Origin of the sequence: Caldimonas mangrovi (assembly GCF_023721835.1) — a bacterium.
GTDB lineage: Bacteria > Pseudomonadota > Gammaproteobacteria > Burkholderiales > Burkholderiaceae_C > Caldimonas > Caldimonas mangrovi.
The window spans coordinates 217,053-236,694 of sequence record NZ_JAMKFE010000004.1 but is presented as its reverse complement, the minus strand read 5'-3'; the positions used below and the strand labels follow the sequence as shown (position 1 = coordinate 236,694).

Genomic DNA, 19,642 nt, shown 5'->3' with positions numbered 1-19,642 from the left:
CGATGAGCAAGGCCCCGAGCACGAAAACGCCGTCACCTGCGCTGCACAGCGCCGACCGCCACGACCTGATCCGCGTGCAAGGCGCACGCGAGAACAACCTCAAGGACATCAGCCTCCAGATCCCGAAGCGCCGACTGACCGTGTTCACCGGCGTCTCGGGCTCGGGCAAGAGCTCGCTGGTGTTCGGCACCATCGCCGCGGAATCGCAGCGGCTGATCAACGAGACCTACAGCGCCTTCGTGCAGGGCTTCATGCCGACGCTGGCGCGGCCCGAGGTCGACGTGCTCGACGGCCTGACGACCGCGATCATCGTCGACCAGGAACGGCTGGGCGCCAACGCCCGCTCCACGGTCGGCACCGTGACCGACGCCAACGCGATGCTGCGCATCCTGTTCAGCCGGCTCGGCCAACCCCACGTCGGCCCGCCCAGCGCGTTCGCCTTCAATGTGCCGTCGGTGCGGGCCACCGGGGCCATCACCGTCGAGCGCGGCGCCGCCCAGACCGTGAAGCAGACCTTCACCCGCACCGGCGGCATGTGTCCGCGCTGCGAGGGCATGGGCTCGGTCACCGACTTTGACCTGTCGGCGCTGTACGACGACAGCAAGTCGCTCAACGAAGGGGCCCTCACCATCCCCGGCTACAGCATGGACGGCTGGTACGGCCGCATCTTCGGCGGCTGCGGCTTCTTCGACGCCGACAAGCCGATCCGCAAGTTCACCAAGCGGGAGCTGCACGACCTGCTGCACAAGGAGCCGACCAAGATCAAGGTCGACGGCATCAACCTGACGTACGAGGGGCTGATCCCCAAGATCCAGAAGTCGATGCTGTCCAAGGACCCCGAGGCGATGCAGCCGCACATCCGCGCCTTCGTCGAGCGGGCCGTCACCTTCACCACCTGCCCCGACTGCCACGGCACCCGGCTCAGCGAGGCGGCGCGATCGTCGAAGATCAAGGGCCTCAGCATCGCCGACGCCTGCGCCATGCAGATCAGCGACCTGGCCGCCTGGGTGCGCGGCCTCGACCAGCCGTCGGTGGCGCCGCTGCTCGCCGCACTGCAGCACAGCCTCGACTCCTTCGTCGAGATCGGGCTGGGTTATCTCTCGCTCGACCGGCCATCGGGCACGCTGTCGGGCGGCGAGGCACAGCGCACCAAGATGATCCGCCACCTGGGCTCGTCGCTCACCGACGTCACCTACGTCTTCGACGAGCCGACCATCGGCCTGCACCCGCACGACATCCAGCGCATGAACGACCTGCTGCTGCGCCTGCGCGACAAGGGCAACACCGTGCTGGTGGTCGAGCACAAGCCCGAGACGATCTCCATCGCCGACCACGTCGTCGACCTCGGCCCCGGCGCCGGTGCGGCGGGCGGCAGCGTGTGCTTCGAAGGCAGCGTCGAGGGGCTGCGCGCGAGCGGCACCCTCACCGGCCGCCACTTCGACGACCGCGCCGCGCTGAAGAAGACGGTGCGCCAGCCCACCGGCCGGTTGCCGATCCGCGGCGCCAGCGCGCACAACCTGCGCAACGTCGACGTCGACATCCCGCTCGGCGTGCTGGTGGTCGTGACCGGCGTGGCAGGTTCCGGCAAGAGTTCGCTAGTGCACGGTTCCATCCCGGCCAGCGCCGGGGTGGTGGCGATCGACCAGAGCGCCATCCGCGGCTCGCGGCGCAGCAACCCGGCCACCTACACCGGCCTGCTCGACCCGGTCCGTAAAGCGTTCGCCAAGGCCAACGGCGTGAACGCCGCACTGTTCAGCGCCAATTCCGAGGGCGCCTGCCCGCCCTGCAACGGCGCCGGCGTGATCTACACCGACCTCGGGCCCATGGCCAGCGTGGCCACCCCCTGCGAAGAGTGCGAAGGCAAGCGCTTCCAGGCCGCGGTGCTGGAATATCGCCTGGGCGGCCGCAACATCAGCGAGGTGCTGGCGATGTCGGTGGCCGAAGCGCAGGCGTTCTTCGGTGCCGGCGAGGCCCGCACCCCGGCTGCGCACGCCGTCCTGGGCCGGCTGGCCGACGTGGGCCTGGGCTACCTCAGCCTCGGCCAGCCGCTCACGACGCTGTCGGGCGGCGAACGGCAGCGGCTCCGGCTGGCCACGCAGATGGCCGAGAAGGGCGACGTCTACGTCCTCGACGAGCCCACCACCGGCCTGCACCTGGCCGACGTCGAGCAGTTGCTCGGCCTGCTCGACCGGCTGGTCGACGCCGGCAAGTCGGTCATCGTGGTCGAGCACCACCAGGCCGTGATGGCCCACGCCGACTGGATCATCGACCTCGGCCCCGGCGCCGGCCACGACGGCGGCCGTGTCGTCTTCGAGGGCACACCGGCCGAGCTGGTGGCCGCACGCGCCACGCTCACCGGCCAACACCTCGCGGCGTACGTGGGCGCCGCCAAGAAGCGGCGGTGACGGAGGGCACTGCCGACTACGCAGTTGCCTGCCGTTTACGTCTGCTCGCGGCCCTTGCGCGGCTTCCTGCGGTGCATTGCCGCCAGCACGCCCAAACCGGCCAGCATCAAGGCATAGGTCTCAGGCTCCGGCACCGCCACGATGCTGACGTTGTCGAGCAGTGCGATGTAGGTCACCGACTGCGCGCCGTACTGGTTCGAACCGCCGAAGGTGATCAGCTCACCATGGTCGAGCCCGGCGAACCCGAGCGTGTAGACGCCCGGGTCGAGCGACAAGCTGAAACTGCGCGACGTGAAGTCCTGCCCGACGCCGGTTTGCACTTCCGCAATGGTGTTACCGTCCAGCGTCATCGCGTAATGCAGCCCACGCGCTTCGGGACCCGACGCGAAGTACGTCTGGTTGTAGTCGTTGCTCGTCTCCGGCGCGGCATCCAGCCACGAGATCGAATAGAGGCCGGTTTGCGTCACGGTGAACGTCTGCTGCACGCTGGAGACGTTGTACATCGCCAGCACCAGACCCGCCCCGCCATCGATGCTGCCATATGCACCGCTGTCCGCCACGATCGAAAAGTTCTGAGACAGGTCGCCGCCCGCCAGTTGACCGTCTTCGGAGAACGGCGCCACGTCCCAATGACTGGGCATCAGCGGGTTGAAGTTGGGAATGTCGCCCGGGCTGTATTCGTAGGTCTGGCTGAAGTCACCGTTCTGCAGCAGCGACGCCTGGGCCGCAGGTGCGCTGAGCGCGACGGCGATACACAACACAGAGCGAAGATTGCACAAGGACATGCTTGTCTCCCATGGTTTGCACGAGGATGGCTTCGACGCTGCGGGCCACTCTCGGCCACCAGCCCGCACGGCGCAGTCTTCGACCATGCCGCGCCGACGCCTGCGGGTCGCCCCACCAGCGCGCCGAAACTGCCGTTCCGGTTGAACGACGCGGCGGCATCCGGCGGGCAGGCCGCGATGGCTGGGGCCGTGAAGACGCGCAGAAAAATTGCCGACATGGCCTCCGGCCGTGACGCGGGTACCCCCCGCGTCATTACTGTAGGAGCGGGTGTGAGCGAAAGCACCCCCTGGGGTGGACGGTGCACAACGGTGCGGCGATTGCTTGTCGGTTACGTCTGCCACAGCGACCCGACGTACCCGGTGCCTGGCGGCACGACGCCGTGCAGAACTTCGCGGTAGGCCTCGCCGGCCGCATGCGTTCCGTGGTGGTGTCTGACGCTGAGCCGCTCGCCGATCCACGCCGGCGTGTGTCGACTCAGACCAGCAACCCCGTACGTCCATTCACGAAGCCGGCTTCTCCAATGGAACTCCAACCCGTGTTGCCCTTTGTGCTCCACGACGCTTGTCGTCGGTGATCGTCTTCTCGTCGACGTACTTGTCGGGGTTCGTGTACCCCGCGTCCCGCGTCTCGACCTTGTCGTGCACGGCACGGTGGGCCTTGATGCCTTCGATCGGGTGACCGGCTGCACGGCGAGCCGCCGGGTCGACCTTGCTGCGTATTGCGGGTTGTGCTCGTCGCCTTGCGGCACCTTCCTGCCTTCACGGAACGCCACGTTGGACGAGTTCCCGAGGGCGGGCAGCACGGTGGCCTTGAGGAGCGCCGTGCCGCGCTTGTGCGCCTCCTTCAGCACGGCCTGCCGCCGTGTTTCGTAGAAGCTGATGAACCACTTGTCTGCTTTCGCTGCGAGCGTCGCCACGTTGTTGGCCGATCGGAACGTGTTCTGAGTCAACGCAAAGGCGGTCGAATACGAAGCCAGGCGAGCCGCCCGCTCCTGCGGCTGCGGCTGCTGCGGCTTGGGTTGCCATGCCGCCCAGGCGTTGATCGCACCGATCAGTTGGCCCTCGCCGTCGAACGACGGTGCCAACGCGTGCAGTCCACCAGGTATTCCCAGGGCGGCTCCTCGTTCCACTTGAGCGCAAGGCCGGCCGTGAGCCACTGGCAGGCATGCGAGAACTCGCCATGCCCCAGCGCCAACGAATCCTTCCGCAGCACCCCAACCCGATCACGCCACAAACTGGGGGCGGCGTGCCGGCCCCGGGGGTCATGTGCTGGCCACCGACATTTCAGCAGTGCGCCGGCCGGCATGCACCCACCGTTTTCGCGCGCCGTAGGGCGGCCCCTGCTATCGAACGACGTCGATCGTCCCGACCGTTCTTCCGTCGCCGGTCCTGCACAGAATCAAGTACCGGTACAAGGCGGTCCATCCACGGAGGTCGACGGCGATGCAAGGGCCGCCGACCTGCCCTGCACGCAGATAACGGCCGTCCGGGCCGTGCACTGCCTTTCCGTCGCCGAGACAGAACCAGTTCTTCGCATACGCCGACTGCTCCAGGTGCTGTCGCCCCTCGTCATGCGGAACGTCGGGCAGCTGGATCGGGTGCACCCCCACCGGGATGGGCCGCTCGCCGCACGTGACCGCGCGGATCTCACCGGCCGGGTACTGCAGGATCTCGAAGCCCGGGTGGAACCGGAGGTGAGCCGCGCAGCGGTATTCGGGCCGCGCCTTGTGCAGGTGCCCTGCCTTCACCGAAAAGTGAACGCCGGTGCAAGCGCCTTCCAGCGGTGTGAAGTGGTGGCGCCCGGCCTGGGTGTGCGTCAGGTGCACCTGCAGGTATTCGGGCAGGCAGACGACGTCGCCGTCGACTTCCCGGCGGGCTCGCAGCCAACCATCGGGCCCGCCACTGGCGTAGCGCGTTTCGCTCATGTGGGTCTCCTCACCTGTGTCGCCGCGCGCAGCGGCTGTTCGACTTCTTGTGGGTCTCGCCGCGCCGACCACTCCGGTGCGGCTGGGGGCCGTCCTCATGCGGGCGACGGCAATCCTAGTGCGTGGTGTTGCTTCGGACGAACGTGCGCGGCGTAACGAGAAGTCTCGCTGCGGCCGCATGTCGAACGTGCCCCAAACGCACCGTGACGATGCCCCCCACCCCCGCCCCCCGACGTCGAACGGCAAGTTGCGATGGCCCCATTGCCGCACGCACGTTCGTACGCAAGAGGCGTGAAGCTGAACGGGAGCTGACGGCCCCCGTCGATCTGCTACACCAGATGGACCCAAGGCGCGGCACACTACGGCCCGCAGTGCGGCAGCAGACCCTGCCGCACTGACACGCCCCCACCGCCCCTCCACAAGAGCCGGCATGGTTCGCTTGGCGCCCACCTTCGCTGCCGAAGGCCACCTGGATGTACCGCTATGCTGGATGCAAAAACACAGCTGCGCACGAAGATCACGCTGCTGGCCTCGCTGGAGTACGTGGCCACCAGCAGCTTCCTCGCCCTGTACTGCGCGGTCGGGCAGGTCGACCTGTCGCTGGTGTGGAGCTTCGTGTTCATCGGCGTGTGCAACAACGCGCTGTTTCTCGGGTGCATCGTCAGCGGTTTTTCGAAGCGCTTCAAAGACCCGTCGATGACTGCGATCCAGATGATCGCGTCATGCGGGCGAGACATCCTGGGCATGTTTCTCGCGCCGCATCTCTGGTACCTGTTCGCGTTCAATCTGTTCATTGCCCTGCCCTTCGGCAGCCTGCAGTTCGACAAGCGCGCGTTCGCCGTCACATGGCTGTGCCTCAACCTCGCCCTCGGCTTTGCGATGCTGACGCTGCCGTCGCTGGCCTTGCCGCCCTTGCATTCGCTGCAGGACCGGCTGTTGCTGTGGCTGTTTCTGGGCGGCGCGCTGGCGCGGCTGATGCTGTTCAACGCCCGCGTCTCCGACCTGCGCAGCCGGCTGCGCAAGAAGCTGGTGGAGCTGGACACCGCGACCCGGCAACTGGCCGAGGTGGTGGCGCGCAGCGAGCGCGAGCGCATCGCCAGCGAACTGCACGACACGCTGCTGCAGGGCATCTATGGTCTGCTGCTGCGCCTGCAGGCCATGCTGCCGCGCCTGCCTGCCGACTCCCCGCTGCGCGAAGCGCTGGCACTGGCCGCAGAGCGCGCGCAGGTGCTGGTGGACGAAGGGCGCGACCGGGTCACCGGCCTGCGCGACACCGACGTGCCGGCGCCGGAACTGGCCGACGCGCTGCGACGCCTGGCGGCCGAGCTGCCCGTGGACCAGACGCTGCGTGTGGAGGTTTTGGTGCAGGGCGACATTCAAGCCTTGAAGCCGAGCGTCAGCGCCGGTGTCTACGGCATCGCCCGCGAGGCGCTCGTCAACGTGATCCGGCATGCCCATGCGCAACGTGCCCGCCTGCGGCTCGAATGCAGCGAGGCCGGCATGCGCCTGGTCATCGATGACAACGGCGTCGGCATCGACCCCACGGCCGCAACCATGGCCAGTGCGCGCGGCCACTGGGGGCTGACGGGCATGCGCGAACGCGCCGACCGGATCGGCGGCCGGGTGCGCATCGGCCGTGCGGTGAAAGGCGGCACGCGCGTGGAACTGCGAGTGCCGTCCCAGGCGGCCTATGTGGCAGGTGCCCACTGCGTCGACGCCGACCGCGCCGCCATGGAACGGCCCGCATCGTCGCGCCATTGATGCCGCTCCGGCACTCGGCTATTCACGCGAAAGAACACGTTCGGCGCACGCGCCGGACCGAGGGCGAACGTAGGCTGTCCACCGGTACAACCTGCTGTGCCCCGAAGCGGCGCTGCACACCACGTACCCGGCGCTTCGCGCATAGCTGTCGACAGCGGGACCGGCGATGAACGGGAGGCCGACCATGGACACCGCCCCCAGCAGCAGGCAATGCAGTGCAAACCGCTGCACCCTTTCGGATGGGAATCGCCTGCGCACGACCCCATACAAGCACACGAACGCCAGCGGCCCCATCGCGATGCAGGCCCCCAACAGCAAGGGCACATGGTTGTGATAGGTCACGCCCGGGGCGTCTCGCAGAAACCCACCCACAAGATCCACAAGCCCCGCCAAAACCGCCCACTGGACTGCCCCTGGTCTGGTAGACAGCCTGTCCCTATCCTTTGAGCATAGGAGGCAGTCAGTGGGCACAGCGAGGTTTACCCCGGAATTCAAGGAAGAGGCCGTCAAGCAGGTGACCGAGCGAGGGTACTCGGTCGCGGAGGTCGCAGCCCGACTCGGGGTGTCCGCGCACAGCCTGTACAAGTGGGTCAAGGCCGTCGCGCCGGACAGAAGCGAGCAGCAATCCAAGGAATTGCTCGAGGCCAAGAGCGAAATCCTCCGCCTGCGTGCGCAGATGCGTCGTCTGGAGGAGGAACGCGACCTTCTAAAAAAAGCCGCGCGGTACTTTGCCGGGGAGCCCGAGTGAAGTACCGCTTCATGAACGAGCATCGGAGGGAGTTCGCCGTCACGCTCATGTGCCGGGTGCTGAAGGTCAACCGAGCGGGGTTTTATGCGTGGCTGCATCAGCCTGAATCTGAGCGCCATAAGGAGGACCAGCGGCTGCTCGGGGTCATCAGAGACTCGTACGCCGGCAGCCATGGCGTGTACGGGTCGCGGCGGGTTTTCGGAGATCTGCGCGAGGCCGGTGAGACCTGCGGCGTACATCGTGTGGCGCGCATCATGCGGGCCCACAAAATCAAAGCTGTGCGTGGCTACAGGGCACCGCGCCATGCTGCGGAACGGCCCGCGTTGATAGCCCCCAACCACGTGCAACGGCAGTTCACCGTGGACAAACCCAACAAGGTGTGGGTCACCGACATCACGTACATCCGCACCTGGCAAGGCTGGCTGTACTTGGCGGCCGTGGTGGACCTGTACTCGCGCAAGATCGCCCGGATGGTCCATGAAGCCGACGCTCAGCCGCGAGCTGGCCTTGGATGCGTTGCTGATGGCCGTGTGGCGCCGCAAGCCTGCAGACGAGGTCATCGTACATTCGGATCAGGGCAGTCAATTTGGCAGCGACGACTTCAAGCGCTTCTGCCGCGAGCACAACCTGCAGCCCAGCATGAGTCGGCGCGGCAACTGTTGGGACAATGCGGTCGCCGAGTCCTTCTTCAGCAGTCTTAAAAAAGAGCGCATCCGCAAGCGCATCGACAAGACCCGGGAGATGGCCCGAGCCGATGTCTTCGACTACATCGAAGTCTTCTACAACCGTTCCCCCCGCCACAGTCATCTGGGCGGCGTCAGTCCCGAGGCGTTTGAACTCGCCGCGGCGTGAGGACAGGGTTTGTCTAGAAGACTAGGGGCAGTCCAGTACAAGGGTGATGAAGGGTTCAAGAAGGTTCGGGGCCGCCGGGGCATCGTCTTCATCAAGGACTTCTACAACGTGACGGGCGACCACATCGACCTTTGGAACGGCTGGCGGCTGAGTTCGGCGCTGTCTCCGCTCGCCGTCTACTTCAGCATTCGCAGCGACTACACCAAGGGCTCAATCTGGTTCTGGGAGATGGCATGAGCCAGTGGCGGTCGGGCGTATTGCTGGTGCTGGGCGTGGTGGTCGGCGGTGCTCTGTCCCTATGGCTCGGTGGCCTGGTCGCCACTGCACTCGGGCCACACGGCAGCTTCGACAGCCTGCTGCGCACCCATGCACTCACCGCCCTGATTGCGGCAGCCGTGTTGTGCCCTCTTCTCGGCTGGGGCGGCTGGAGGATGGGGCGCAGACTTTCAGGTGCTGGGCGCAGAACCTGAATCGCGGCCGGTTGCGCGCAGGCAGTGGCCTGGCTTGGGCGAGAACGGCCGCCGTCGAGAAGCAGGCCCCGGCGTCATGTCGTTCCAGTTGCCGACCCGGCAAACTCGACCCACGCTCACACTGCCCGGCGCCGCACCCGCATGAGCACAACGCCCAGGCCGGCAAACAACAAGGCCAGCGTCTGCGGTTCCGGCACCGGCGTCAGCAGCAAGGTGGCAGTGTCAAAAGTCAGCGCGTCGAATGCCGAGACGACGATCTGCCCGTGGTCGTTGATGGCTCGCGCCTCGTTGAGCAACCAGTTCGCCCCCGTGCGCGGGTCCAGCCGCGTCTGCAGGTCGATGACGATGCCGTCGCTGTACAAGTAGGCGCTGTAGCTTGATGGCCGGTGGTTTCTGAGGGCGCCAACCACTTCGCCGTGCTCGTTGATGGCGTTCGCACTGGTGGCGACGGCCCCGTCCGCGAAAGAGCTCAGGTCCACCATGCCCGAGTGCTCGTCCCAGACAAAACCGCGAGTATCGAGGAGGTCGTTGTCTGCGTTCGACCACCCCACCACCTGGCCGCGGTTGTTGATGTCCGCGGCCACGCTATTGGAGCCCCCGCTCAAGGTGCCCAGTTCGATCAGCTCACCGTTGCGGTACACGAAGGCCTGCAGCAACGGCAGATCGAATGGGCCCAGCTGCGTGTTGTTGACGGCCATGTCGCCATGGTCGTTGATGGCACTGCCGCTCAAGCAGCACCTGCCGTCGCCAACGACGTGCACATCGCTGCCGTCGTGGATGTACGGGGCCCGGAAGCCGCCATCGAGCGTCACGCCGCCTGTGACATGGCCCTTGGCATTGATGCCCAGGGCAGACGAGCTGGAGGCCCCGGGGATATTCAGCGCGCGCATGCCCGCATGGTTGTGGATGAACGCGTGGGTGCGCCCCGCGCTCAGTTCATAGACACCGACGACCTGACCGCCGTCGTTGATGTCGTAGGCGGTGCTGTGGATGCCGCCCAGCGTGCCGAGGCCACGCATGCCGCCTTGGCTGTCCCAGACGAATGCCTGCCCTTGGGCCGGCCCGTGCAAGGACGCAAGATGACCGATCACCTGCCCCTGATTGTTGAGTCCCAGACCCGTCGCGTTGGCGCCTCGTTCACCAACGAGTGTGGCGACGTATCGGGGCGCAGCGGCCGCGTGCGCCTGCTGCAGCGCGCCGCCGCACAGCGCCAGGCCGATGGTCAGCGACGATAGAACCGTGGCGAAAGTGCGGCGCATAGAACATCCTCGTGACGATGTGGCGGATGCCTAAGACCCTATGCCATCGGCGGCATGCCGGCCCCCCGCATACGCGGGGTGCAGACGCTGCCGGGTGTCGTCAGACCCGCCCACGCGAAAAGCGGCCACCTCGCCTTTGCAGGCCACGGCGATCAACCGGTGCAGCACTACGCCGACGGCGTAGCCCGCGGCTCCAGCAATTCGAGCACCTCAGCCAACCCGGGTGTTGGGTGTTTGGCGTGCCGCTCGCGCACCAGGTCGGCAGCGGTCTTGCCGTCGGCGTCCTTGAGCGTCGCGTCCGCACCGAAGTCGAGCAGCACGCGCACGCCCGCCGCGTCACCATCCAACGCCACCATGCGCAGCGCCGTCCAGCGCTGCCCGTTGCGCTGGTCCCCCGCGTTGATGTTCAGGCCTGCCTTGATGTAGTGGGCCAGCAAGCGGCGGGCGTTTGCCTCTTTCACCTGGTGCACGGCGAACAGCGCGCCGGCGCGCTGGTTCATTTGTCCCAGTTCTTGCGGCGTGGGGTGCTGCGAAAACAGCGCCTGCTCGCAGGCCCAAGCCACGGGTGCATACGCTGTGTCGGCGCACGACTGCAAAAACCACAAGGGCGAGCTGCGCAAATCATGGACAACATAGGCAGCCGCCGCAACGGCCGACACGCCGGCAAGGCCAAGGGTCCATCGCACGGCCTTCTTCACGATCTGCTCCAGAAGAACGGCACGCCAGGGGCACTGTGAGGGGGTCCGACGGCGGTGCGTGCCCCATGGGCGGACCGGCTTCCCTCACTCATCGTGCCGTCCTCAAGGCTTGGCAGCGTCACTTGCGCGTGACTCTTCAACGGGCTGCCGCGGCTTTTCCGCCATCAGCACCTGGAGCACTTGCGCACGTGCGTCGCTCGGTTCCTTCGCGTGCAGTTCGCGCGCAAGGTCGAGCGGTGCCTTGCCGTCAGCGTCTCGCATGGCGGTGTCAGCGCCATGCTCCACCAAGAGTCGAACGGCCATCGGGTTGCCTTGAACCACCATGGCGTGCAGCGCCGTCCACTTCATCGGCAGCCGCTGTACGGTGGCATTGATGTCGATGCCGGCCGCCAGATAGTGAGCGAGCAGCCGCCGTGCGAAGGCCTCGTTGTTCGTCGTCACCGCATACATCGGCCCGCCCTCGGCATTGAAGCGCTGCACTTCGGCGGGGGTGGGGTGATAGCGAAAAAGCGCGCGCTCGCACGCCCAGCCCATGGGTGCAGCGGCCTCTTCGGCACAAGTCTGCAGGATGCGAGGATCGCCGTTCTTCAACTGCATGAACAGGTAGCCGCCGGCCAACAGCAGGGCAACCAGCGCCGTGGTGCCGGCGACCAGGACGACACGCCTGGCTCTCAAATTGCGCCCCATACGTCGTTCAGCCCGCCTGCGGCGACGGTGAAAGGCGCCATGCGTGGAACGTAGGCGGCATTGTTGACCAGCAAGCCTATGTCGGTGCCGAAGTTTCGGGCGACGGTTGAGCGCACTGCCTCTGCCACCCGCGGGTTCTCAAGGTCCTTCTGCGTCGCGTGCCTCCACCAATGCTGAAGGTACCGCCGAGCCAGCTTCATCCCCATCGACTTCAGCCCGGTAAAGCCCGAGCGAGGCTGAAGATACATTTTCATCAACTGCTCCATGAAGCCCAGCGCGTAGCTGGAGTCGACCCCAACGATCAGCAACTGTTGCGCAAAGAGCCTCACGGCGTCGTTGATTTCCAGCTCGCCGAGCTTGCCGGCATATTGGGGCCAGTAGAAGCCAAGAATGGAGCGGGTCTCAGTCTCGTCGAAAAGCAGATCCGCTTGCGAGACATCTGGCGGTGTCATGAGGACGATGGTCATGGTGCGCCTCCCTAGGGCGTGAATGGGCCGCTTGTGCGGTCGAGTAATGCGCGGCCGATTTTATGCACCCTCGGTGCGGCCGTGGCTGCAGGACCTGACAGCCCCATCTGAGGGGTTGTCACGGTGAAGTCAGGGCGCTGCCGCATTGCACCTCGCTACGATGCGCGTTGCGACGAACCCATGGAGACAGGTGTCTTGATGCAGGATCGTTCTCGTGGCCGACGTTGCAACCAAGCGCAGCGCAGTTCAAGCCGCTGGCGGCTGCCTGAAACCTGTAGCAGGCGGGGCCGGTCTTGCCTTCTGCCCGGTCATCGATGGCGGCCATGAATGCCATCGACCATGCAGCGGCGGCCCAGCTTCGGCGGCCCTCGCATCTTGAGCGGGCGGCGCGGCGTCACTACACTCCACGGAGGGCGTTGAGGGAAGACACCATGTCGATCTGGAAACCCGCCGTCTCCGTCTTTCGAGGCGGCACCGAAGAGATCCGCAGGTTGTATGGCAGTCGGGTACGGGCGCGCATTTCCTTGCGCGGTATTGCGGTCTACAACCCGGCGGCGACACGGCCCCAGACCTGCGACATCGAGCAAGGTGCCGTCGGCTTTGTGACCCATCCGCACCCCCATAGATTCGATTTCCTCCTCGCGTTTCCCTCCGACCAGGGGCGACTGCCAAGGGACATCCAGGCGCTCTCGCGCCTGGCTTCGTTCAAGGTGGTGGAAGTCAACGAACCGACGTTCAAGCAACAATTCGAGATCGAGGTGCAGTAGCACCGTTCGCTTCGTCAAAGTGCGCGCGCGACGACGCCGTCGCCCATACCCAGCGAGCTCTTATGCCTCAGTCCATCGAGCTTTTTCGCGTTTGCCTCGGCCGGCTTGCCGCGGCGGTTTGCATGGTGGCTGCGGCGCCCGTCGTGTGGGGGGCGCAATGCGACTGCCAGCAGGTGCTAGGCCAATGCACCGGCGCGGTCGAAGTCACGAAAACTTTCGGCAACGCGCCGAGCTACGGGGCCGAGATCGCTGTCTACAGCTCGGAGAAGGTCTGTTCGAAGGTCGAGTTCTATGTCGATTCCACGCCCTACCAGACGGTGCTGGTGAACAGGAACAAGGACACCGAGAACGTCTTTGGCACCAGTCCCGTCAAGAACGGTTCGGTCCGGTACATCGCATGTTTCGTCTGCAAGAACCTCGAAGGCCCGGGTTCCACGCAAGCCGCAAAGCAGGCCACTGAAACGCCACCCTTCCATGGCAGTTGGAGTGGCTACACCACCAGCCTTTTCGGCCGGCAGGACGGCGGCTTTCAGATCTCGGTCGCCGACGGCAAGATCGGCGGCACCTATCAGCATCCCAAGATGGGCACACTGAACCTTTACGATGCAGCGTACGCGGACGGAGTGCTACGCGTGAAGTGCGATTCGAAGGATGGCCCGGTTCAGTTCGTTCTCACGGTCAACGCCGATGCGATGCGGGGCACCTGGTCGGCAGGAATTTTCAGTGGTCAGGTCGAGATGACGCGGCGGTAGCGCGGGTCGCCGCCTCTCGCTCACGCGAGACACGAGGGCCAGGGCTTGCTGGGCCGGTCCCCGCGGGCGGGTACTGGCTCGACGTGCTTACTTCAGACCATAGGACTGCAAGGGCTCGCATGCTTCCTGCGTCGAACCCGAGTGCACGTATTCGGCCAAGCAGCCGGCGCTGCGCCGGGTTTGCTCGCGCTGCTGGGGTGACAACTCGGGCACGGCCGCGTCGGCGGCCAGCGCCGAGCGGTAGAGCTGCTCCGCCGAAGTCAAATCGCGCTGCTGGTGCTCGGCGTAGCCGTTCTCGCGTGCACGTGCCTCGCCGAGCAGTCGCAAATGCGCCTCGGCATACTCGATGAGCGTGGGAGCCGAAGGCCGGCGGATCGCGCTCTCGCCGAACGACTTGAGCGCCGGGCCCCAACGGCGCTGCTGCTTGCTCTGAATGCCCTGTTGGAACAAGGCCTGAGCGGCCTTCGTGTCCAGGGCATGCTTGTTTGCCGTCAACCACGCCGCCACCCGCTCGGGGTGGTGGAAGTCGCGCTGAGACAGCGGCGCGGCGGCGGCGCCGCATGCAGCGGCCAGCAGCGTTGCGCCGGCGAACCACGCTGTTCGTGCCCTTCGTTTTTTTCGTTGCCGACTTTCTGAAGCGGGAGGCATCGTAGTACTTCCCCAGCACCTGCTCTACCTGCGCGGTCGAGGGTGATGCGGTGTGGCGGTTGGTGAGGCTGTCGGCCATGGAAACGCTCATGGCTGGTGGTTTTGGCGGATGCGGCTTCGGTGATCGAGTTCGTCTGGGTGAAGTTGCGGCCTTGCACCGGGCAAGTGCGGCCCCGCTGTTCTGACCAACAGTTGCGGTACCGGGTTTTCGTCGTCCTGGTTCGTCGTCTCTCGGTCGCCGCCGCGGCCTGGCAAGTCACAGAAGCTCGCGAGGCGCGAGCTTGCGCTCGGCGGCCTGGTAGCTCAGCGGAGGGCGCACGCCCCGCTCAGCGAGGGACGTCACCCGTCTTCGCAACATGCTAAGCAGCCCGTACGCCCGTCCTGGATGACGTCATGGATCGCGTACGTCGCAATTGCACCACCAACAGACCCAGCCCGACGAGCAACAACGCGTAGGTTTCGGGCTCGGGAATGGCTTCCACGTGCCCTCCGGACAGCGTTATGGTGACTGGTCCAGTCGTCGCCGGTCCTATTGTCAGAATGTAGGTGTCGCCGTGCGATTGGCTTGAGCCAACCACTGGATGATCTGCGCCACCCATGTGCAGCGGGTCACCGACGCGAGCAAGATGGCTAAAGCTGCTCGCGGTACCGTCGTGGTCATGAGGTTTTCCGAGGTGCCGCGCTGTGACTTGCACCCGGGGTGCGAGCGGCACAACGGCAGGAAACGCTGACAGCGATGCGTCCCAGAACGTCAGTCCCGAATTCAGGCTGAGATCCATCTCGGTTTCCTGATCCCAGACCCATACAACGCGCAGCTCACTCACAGTGTCCTTGACTATGGTTCCAATAAGGCCCTGCGCGTAGGACGACGCGCAGAGTCCGACGGCTGAGACGATGGCAACAACGGCTTTGCTCAGGTTCATGGAGACCTCCGGAGAACGTGGCTATTGTGAAAGCACGACGGCGTCGGCAACCGACAGGTTTCATGATGCCGCCGCCAGTCGCAACGGTCTCTCTTGAACAGCATTCGAGAGATGGAACAGGGTAGCGATCAAGCGGCGTGCCATACCCCCCTTTTCCGGGGGAGCACCCACCGTTTCATCGAGCTCGTGTGCTACTACGCGCAAGTAGGCAATTCATCGCAAGGTCGCGGGTTGCTTGCCCCCGGGCCGGTTGCCTTCCGGTTGATGCCTTTGATGGCGCGCAGGTTTTTGCGCAGGCCTTGCTTCAAGCCCTCGATGCGTTCGCCCGATTTTTGGCGGTCGAGATACTCACGCTTCGCATAGGGCTCGGACGACTGAACTGGCGTGCTGAATGAAGGCTTCGACTTCCACAGGGCGAGATGAAAAGTCGTCCATGGCCTGGCCCAGATAGGCGGCCTTCGCGTCCGTCAGCAAGCCCTTGTGAGCGAGCGGGACCCGCTCGAGCAGCCAGTCCACTGCGGCATCCTTGGAGGCGATCTCATTCGTAGCGGCCGAGAACCAGATTCGCGCGAGCGCAAGGACGACGTTGCGTTCATCGCCGATCCAGGCGTCGGGCGCCGCCCACTGGGCCACGGTGTCCAGCAGCGCTTGCTTCAGGTCTGCAAGGGGCACTGCGTTGAACAGGGTCGAGGCGTCAGGACCGCGCAGAGCCAAGCTGTGCTTGCGCACCTTGGTCAGCAGGATCGCCAGATCATGATCCTGCATTGGCGGCTCGAAGATGCCGGACTGCAGGTCGTTGCGCAGCCACTCCCCAAATTGAAGCTGTCGTATTGCAGGATAGCGCCAGGGCAAGACGTCCGATTGCGCCACCACAGTCACTTCAAGCGGACGCAAACTCTTATCCTGAACGCTGCCACCCGAGGGGGCAGAAACGTTCAGCAAGGACATCATGAGCTCCTTGCGCTCGATGTCGGACAGACGAGATGAAACAGTCACCAAGATGTCGATGTCGCTGTTGGGCTTGAGTCCGCCCTCGACAGCCGATCCGAAGAGGTGGATGGCGACGAGAGATTTGCTGAGGTGACGGTCCAACTCTTCGAGGGCACGGGTCAACTGAAAGGCGATTCCGGAAGGTCCAGTCGTTCGATCCATCGTGTCATGATATTTTGCTTGGAGCATGCACAACGATCGTTCGTCAGCAGGCCCACCAGCGCCCCGGCCCCGGCGGCCAAAAGAACCCTCGTGGTTCTCAAGTTGCGCCCCCGACGTCGCTCAGCCCACGCTGAGCCACCCCCACCGCTGCCGATACGACGCCGCCTTGCGCTCGAACAGCTCCCGGTGCGGCACCAGCGGGTTCATCGCCAGCACCCCGCCATACAGCAGCTCCAGCCCGTTCGGCGCATACACCTGGCCCGGCCGCACGCCCACGCAGGTGGCCGGCACCAGAAAGCGCCGTATGCCGTCTTCCACGCTGCGCAGCGCGTCATACGGCTGCCCGAAATGCGCTTCGTACCAAAGGTGCACCCGCGCCTGGTTCGACGCTTCCACGGTGATGCCCAGGTCGCCCAGCACCTGCTCCACGCGCGCCTGCACGCGCTGCTCGCCGGCTTCGCTCAAGTCAGCGCCGTCGAAGTAGAACAAGTCGTAGTCCTTGATGTCCTGCTCGGGCGGCCGGCCGGACAGCAGGTTCCAGACGGACTGGAACAGGCAGCCGGCCACCAGCCAGCCGTGGGGCAGTGACAGGTCGTTCCAGCGGTCGAGGATGAGGCGGTTGTAGCGGTTGGCAAGAACGTCGGCCATGAAACGCTCATCGCCGATGGACTCGGCGAACAAGCGTCTCGCCGTATCGTCTTTCACCTCGAAATTTTTGGGATGCATCGGGGAAGTTTGCCACTGTCTCCCCACCATTCCGGCAGACGCCCTCACATGCGAGTGCCGCTTTGTGGGCACCGCCATGGGCCGGCTCAGCCGGCCCGGCGTCTCGCTTTGAGCCCGAGCAACAGCAGGCCCGCCGACATCAGCACGACGGTCTCGGGCTCGGGCACCGGTGTCAGCAGCAAGGTGCGGTAGTCCCAGGACGAGGGGTCATAGGCAGACACCAGGATCTGGCCGCGATCGTTGATGTCGTACGCGTCGTTGAGCACCCACCGGGCACTCACGGTGGGGTCCAGCAGCCCTTGCAGGTCGACCACCTTGCCGTCGCTCAACAAGTAAGCGCCGTCGCGTGCCCCTGAATGGTCGGTCAACCGGCCCACCACATCACCGTGCTCGTTGATCGCCATTGCGCTGCGCGTCAAGACGCCCGCCTCGAACGAGTCGATTCTGTGCATCTGCTGGGATTCGGGGTTCCAGATGAAGCCGAAGAGGTCGCCGTATTCGGCCGTGCCGACGACCTGCCCTCGGTTGTTGATGTCGTACGCCCAACTCATCATCCCGCCCGGCAGTGTGCCCAGATTGGTGAACTGGCCGCCGCGATATGCGAACGCGTTGGGGTAGGACCAGACCGACGCTTGGCTGCTGCCGACGATGTCGCCGAGGTCGTTGATAGCGTTCGCGCGATGGCAGCAATCGGTCCCGTCGACGATCTGCATGGTGCTGCCGTCGTGGACGAACGGCCGCGGGACGCCATCGGCCAGCTCGACTGTTCCCGTCATCTGGCCGCCGGCGTTGATGCCGTTTGCCCAGGAACTCAAAGCGCCCGGCGTGTCGAGGGCTCGCACGGCCCCCTGATCGTAGATGAAAGCGTGGCTGCGGCCATTGGCCAGCTGGTAGCTGCCGACGATCTGGCCGCGGTCGTTGATGTCCCGTGCCATGCTGCTGGTTCCACCCAGGGTGCCGAGGCCGAGCAGGCCGGTTTGACGGCCCCAGACAAAGGCCTGCTGGGCAGATCCTGGCCCTGCTTCGAGCCACCCGGTCACCTGCCCCTCTTCGTTGAGGGCCGACCCGATCGCACGAGGGCCCGATTCTCCGATGACGTCAGCGGTGTATCGCGGTGCCGCGGCGGCGCTCGCCTGCGGCAGCGGGGCGCCGAACAATCCCAAGCCGACAGCGAGGGTGGCCGACGCAAGAACGGGGCGGAAGCGGGACATGAGGTTCTCCTGTAGCGACGGCGCCATGTGCCCAAAGCTATGTCATAGGCGGCGTGCCGTGCCCCCTGGAACGCGGGGGGCACGCGCACTCATTTGTCATCGATTGCAACCTCCCCGTCGACGCCTTCGATCGCCGGAAGCACATTCAGCAAACCTTGCTTCAACGCTTCATAGGCCCACTGTGTTGTCGCGAGGGCTGGCCAGAATGGCGGCCCGGGCTCGAAGCGCGCTCGGCGGCCTCGGTGCCGACGGCGGTTCGCGCGCAGAGACAGGCCTTCGCCTCCCGTGGGCCTGCAGGCCGGGCGGCGCGACACAGTGCCATGGCGTGCGAACTGGCGCGCGAACCCATAGAACACAGGAGAGCCATCGATGTCGAACTCCATCGAAGCGATCGGCGGCCCCGGCGGCGCGAACATGGTGCGTCGCATCACGGACATGCTCGATCTGATGACACAGGCGGTGCAGCCCCCCAGCGGCGGCGCGTCGAACACCGGCAGCGACCTGCTGCAGCCCCTGGCCTCGCTGTTGATGCAGGTGCTCGGCAATGCAGCCAAGCTGCTCGGCGGCGGCCAGGAAGGCACCGCAGGCGCTGGTGCGGCGGGGCCGCAGCAAGACCCGGCAGCCGGCAAGCAGAACCTGGCGTTGCAGGCCGCGCTGCTGCAGATGCTCGGCACGCTGATGAAGACCGTGGCGGACGTTCTGCAGCCCGGCGCCGAGCAGCCGCTCCTGGCCACGCCCACCGCGCAGGGCGTCGGCCAGGGGCTGGGCCAACCTGGAGCGCCCGCCTCCGCAGGGCCGACGCCCCCGTCACCCGGTGCCGAGTCGCCTGGTACGCCGACCACCCCGAGCACTCGCCCTGCCGAAGCCACGCACGCCCCGACGCCTGCGGAGCCTGCCACCTCACCGGCCACACCCGGCGACCAGGCGCCCGCCCAAGCCGGCGCTGCCGGCACCACCCCGCAGTTCTCGATACCGGACGTGGGCAGTGGCGGCGACCTGTCGCCCAGCCAGATCGCAAGCACCTACGGCCGCGAGATCCAGCGCGCATCGGACGCAAGCGGCATCGACCCCTCCATCCTGGCCGGCATGATCTGGCAGGAGTCCAAGGGGCGGCCCGGAACGCCGAACGGCGGTCTGATGCAGGTCGGGCCGCACGAGTTCGAGACGTATGGCGGCGGCGACGTCTCGAACGCGGGCGACAACATCATGGCTGGCGCGATGTACATGAAGGAGCTGAAGGCCCAGTTCGGCAGCACCGAGGCCGCCTTGCGCGCCTACAACTCGGGGCCGAACGGGGTCGACCCGAACGACTTCCGCGCCACGCCGAAGGGCACCGGCGACCCGACCTACGTCGACAAGGTGCTCCAGGCCGCCGAGAAGTCAGGGCTCTGAGCGGCCGTGCCGAG

General features: G+C 65.9%; 20 protein-coding genes and 1 pseudogene. 8 read left to right on the top strand and 13 right to left on the bottom strand.

The window, feature by feature from the left end; all coding sequences use genetic code 11:
- Nucleotides 1-2: 2 nt before the first annotated feature.
- Complete coding sequence (locus tag M8A51_RS08550; RefSeq protein ID WP_251777783.1) at nt 3-2,405, top strand: ATP-binding cassette domain-containing protein; 2,403 nt, start codon at nt 3-5, stop codon at nt 2,403-2,405.
- 35 nt (nt 2,406-2,440) lie between these two features.
- Here M8A51_RS08550 and M8A51_RS08545 read toward each other — a convergent pair whose 3' ends face one another.
- From M8A51_RS08545 to M8A51_RS08535, 3 genes are all read right to left on the bottom strand, one after another.
- Nucleotides 2,441-3,190, bottom strand: a complete 750-nt coding sequence (locus M8A51_RS08545; protein WP_251777782.1) for a PEP-CTERM sorting domain-containing protein — start codon at nt 3,188-3,190, stop codon at nt 2,441-2,443.
- A gap of 329 nt (nt 3,191-3,519) precedes the next feature.
- Nucleotides 3,520-4,275, bottom strand: a complete 756-nt coding sequence (locus M8A51_RS08540) for a hypothetical protein (RefSeq protein ID WP_251777781.1) — start codon at nt 4,273-4,275, stop codon at nt 3,520-3,522.
- 258 nt (nt 4,276-4,533) lie between these two features.
- A complete protein-coding gene (locus M8A51_RS08535; RefSeq protein ID WP_251777780.1) occupies nt 4,534-5,115 on the bottom strand; it encodes a hypothetical protein in 582 nt (193 codons plus the stop codon).
- 483 nt (nt 5,116-5,598) lie between these two features.
- Between M8A51_RS08535 and M8A51_RS08530 the strand changes: the two genes are divergently transcribed.
- From M8A51_RS08530 to M8A51_RS08515, 4 genes and pseudogenes are all read left to right on the top strand, one after another.
- On the top strand, nt 5,599-6,876 hold the full coding sequence (locus M8A51_RS08530; protein WP_251777779.1) for a sensor histidine kinase: 1,278 nt from the start codon (nt 5,599-5,601) through the stop codon (nt 6,874-6,876).
- Between the two features lie 463 nt (nt 6,877-7,339).
- A pseudogene (locus M8A51_RS08525) lies at nt 7,340-8,476 on the top strand (IS3 family transposase).
- Nucleotides 8,477-8,485: 9 nt separating this feature from the next.
- The gene (locus M8A51_RS08520) at nt 8,486-8,713 is read left to right on the top strand and encodes a T6SS effector amidase Tae4 family protein (protein WP_251777778.1); all 228 of its coding nucleotides are present in this window, start codon (nt 8,486-8,488) and stop codon (nt 8,711-8,713) included.
- A complete protein-coding gene (locus M8A51_RS08515; protein ID WP_251777777.1) occupies nt 8,710-8,946 on the top strand; it encodes a hypothetical protein in 237 nt (78 codons plus the stop codon). Before M8A51_RS08520 ends, M8A51_RS08515 begins: the two co-directional genes overlap by 4 nt.
- Nucleotides 8,947-9,062: 116 nt before the next feature.
- Here M8A51_RS08515 and M8A51_RS08510 read toward each other — a convergent pair whose 3' ends face one another.
- The 4 genes from M8A51_RS08510 to M8A51_RS08495 form a co-directional block, all read right to left on the bottom strand.
- Nucleotides 9,063-10,205, bottom strand: coding sequence for a PEP-CTERM sorting domain-containing protein (locus M8A51_RS08510; protein WP_251777776.1), 1,143 nt, complete (start codon nt 10,203-10,205; stop codon nt 9,063-9,065).
- A gap of 167 nt (nt 10,206-10,372) precedes the next feature.
- Nucleotides 10,373-10,705 (bottom strand): ankyrin repeat domain-containing protein, encoded by a 333-nt coding sequence (locus M8A51_RS08505; protein ID WP_251777775.1) that lies wholly within the window; start codon nt 10,703-10,705, stop codon nt 10,373-10,375.
- 300 nt (nt 10,706-11,005) lie between these two features.
- Nucleotides 11,006-11,578, bottom strand: a complete 573-nt coding sequence (locus M8A51_RS08500; protein ID WP_251777774.1) for an ankyrin repeat domain-containing protein — start codon at nt 11,576-11,578, stop codon at nt 11,006-11,008.
- Nucleotides 11,575-12,057 (bottom strand): hypothetical protein, encoded by a 483-nt coding sequence (locus tag M8A51_RS08495; protein ID WP_251777773.1) that lies wholly within the window; start codon nt 12,055-12,057, stop codon nt 11,575-11,577. Before M8A51_RS08495 ends, M8A51_RS08500 begins: the two co-directional genes overlap by 4 nt.
- A gap of 323 nt (nt 12,058-12,380) precedes the next feature.
- On the opposite strand from M8A51_RS08495, the gene M8A51_RS08490 reads away from it, so the two are divergent.
- Both M8A51_RS08490 and M8A51_RS08485 read left to right on the top strand, forming a co-directional pair.
- On the top strand, nt 12,381-12,824 hold the full coding sequence (locus M8A51_RS08490; RefSeq protein WP_251777772.1) for a hypothetical protein: 444 nt from the start codon (nt 12,381-12,383) through the stop codon (nt 12,822-12,824).
- Nucleotides 12,825-12,886: 62 nt separating this feature from the next.
- Complete coding sequence (locus M8A51_RS08485) at nt 12,887-13,576, top strand: hypothetical protein (RefSeq protein WP_251777771.1); 690 nt, start codon at nt 12,887-12,889, stop codon at nt 13,574-13,576.
- Between the two features lie 87 nt (nt 13,577-13,663).
- Here M8A51_RS08485 and M8A51_RS08480 read toward each other — a convergent pair whose 3' ends face one another.
- The 6 genes from M8A51_RS08480 to M8A51_RS08455 all read right to left on the bottom strand — a co-directional run bounded on the left by M8A51_RS08480 (nt 13,664) and on the right by M8A51_RS08455 (nt 18,619).
- Nucleotides 13,664-14,224 (bottom strand): hypothetical protein, encoded by a 561-nt coding sequence (locus tag M8A51_RS08480; protein WP_251777770.1) that lies wholly within the window; start codon nt 14,222-14,224, stop codon nt 13,664-13,666.
- A 359-nt stretch (nt 14,225-14,583) separates the two neighbouring features.
- Complete coding sequence (locus tag M8A51_RS08475; RefSeq protein ID WP_251777769.1) at nt 14,584-15,147, bottom strand: PEP-CTERM sorting domain-containing protein; 564 nt, start codon at nt 15,145-15,147, stop codon at nt 14,584-14,586.
- Between the two features lie 348 nt (nt 15,148-15,495).
- Nucleotides 15,496-16,299, bottom strand: a complete 804-nt coding sequence (locus M8A51_RS08470; protein WP_251777976.1) for an aminoglycoside adenylyltransferase family protein — start codon at nt 16,297-16,299, stop codon at nt 15,496-15,498.
- 120 nt (nt 16,300-16,419) lie between these two features.
- A complete protein-coding gene (locus M8A51_RS08465; RefSeq protein ID WP_251777975.1) occupies nt 16,420-16,947 on the bottom strand; it encodes a nucleotidyltransferase family protein in 528 nt (175 codons plus the stop codon).
- A 164-nt stretch (nt 16,948-17,111) separates the two neighbouring features.
- Nucleotides 17,112-18,236 carry a PEP-CTERM sorting domain-containing protein gene (locus tag M8A51_RS08460; RefSeq protein WP_251777768.1) on the bottom strand — a complete coding sequence of 375 codons (1,125 nt, stop codon included), beginning with the start codon at nt 18,234-18,236 and terminating at the stop codon, nt 17,112-17,114.
- Between the two features lie 89 nt (nt 18,237-18,325).
- Nucleotides 18,326-18,619, bottom strand: a complete 294-nt coding sequence (locus M8A51_RS08455) for a hypothetical protein (RefSeq protein ID WP_251777767.1) — start codon at nt 18,617-18,619, stop codon at nt 18,326-18,328.
- Here M8A51_RS08455 and M8A51_RS08450 point away from each other — a divergent pair.
- Nucleotides 18,606-19,628, top strand: coding sequence for a transglycosylase SLT domain-containing protein (locus M8A51_RS08450; RefSeq protein ID WP_251777766.1), 1,023 nt, complete (start codon nt 18,606-18,608; stop codon nt 19,626-19,628). The genes M8A51_RS08455 and M8A51_RS08450 overlap by 14 nt on opposite strands.
- The last annotated feature ends 14 nt before the right edge of the window (nt 19,629-19,642 follow it).

Excerpts from the sequence above, each read along its gene's own strand:
- M8A51_RS08475 (WP_251777769.1), bottom strand. The coding sequence starts at position 15,147 with ATGAACCTGAGCAAAGCCGTTGTTGCCATCGTCTCAGCCGTCGGACTC.
- M8A51_RS08465 (WP_251777975.1), bottom strand. The coding sequence starts at position 16,947 with ATGGCCGACGTTCTTGCCAACCGCTACAACCGCCTCATCCTCGACCGC.
- M8A51_RS08495 (WP_251777773.1), bottom strand. The coding sequence starts at position 12,057 with ATGACCATCGTCCTCATGACACCGCCAGATGTCTCGCAAGCGGATCTG.
- M8A51_RS08505 (WP_251777775.1), bottom strand. The coding sequence starts at position 10,705 with ATGAACCAGCGCGCCGGCGCGCTGTTCGCCGTGCACCAGGTGAAAGAG.
- M8A51_RS08480 (WP_251777770.1), bottom strand. The coding sequence starts at position 14,224 with ATGCCTCCCGCTTCAGAAAGTCGGCAACGAAAAAAACGAAGGGCACGA.
- M8A51_RS08455 (WP_251777767.1), bottom strand. The coding sequence starts at position 18,619 with ATGGAGTTCGACATCGATGGCTCTCCTGTGTTCTATGGGTTCGCGCGC.
- M8A51_RS08460 (WP_251777768.1), bottom strand. The coding sequence starts at position 18,236 with ATGTCCCGCTTCCGCCCCGTTCTTGCGTCGGCCACCCTCGCTGTCGGC.
- M8A51_RS08490 (WP_251777772.1), top strand. The coding sequence starts at position 12,381 with ATGAATGCCATCGACCATGCAGCGGCGGCCCAGCTTCGGCGGCCCTCG.
- M8A51_RS08470 (WP_251777976.1), bottom strand. The coding sequence starts at position 16,299 with ATGGATCGAACGACTGGACCTTCCGGAATCGCCTTTCAGTTGACCCGT.
- M8A51_RS08515 (WP_251777777.1), top strand. The coding sequence starts at position 8,710 with ATGAGCCAGTGGCGGTCGGGCGTATTGCTGGTGCTGGGCGTGGTGGTC.
- M8A51_RS08545 (WP_251777782.1), bottom strand. The coding sequence starts at position 3,190 with ATGTCCTTGTGCAATCTTCGCTCTGTGTTGTGTATCGCCGTCGCGCTC.
- M8A51_RS08450 (WP_251777766.1), top strand. The coding sequence starts at position 18,606 with ATGTCGAACTCCATCGAAGCGATCGGCGGCCCCGGCGGCGCGAACATG.
- M8A51_RS08535 (WP_251777780.1), bottom strand. The coding sequence starts at position 5,115 with ATGAGCGAAACGCGCTACGCCAGTGGCGGGCCCGATGGTTGGCTGCGA.
- M8A51_RS08485 (WP_251777771.1), top strand. The coding sequence starts at position 12,887 with ATGCCTCAGTCCATCGAGCTTTTTCGCGTTTGCCTCGGCCGGCTTGCC.
- M8A51_RS08550 (WP_251777783.1), top strand. The coding sequence starts at position 3 with ATGAGCAAGGCCCCGAGCACGAAAACGCCGTCACCTGCGCTGCACAGC.
- M8A51_RS08510 (WP_251777776.1), bottom strand. The coding sequence starts at position 10,205 with ATGCGCCGCACTTTCGCCACGGTTCTATCGTCGCTGACCATCGGCCTG.
- M8A51_RS08530 (WP_251777779.1), top strand. The coding sequence starts at position 5,599 with ATGCTGGATGCAAAAACACAGCTGCGCACGAAGATCACGCTGCTGGCC.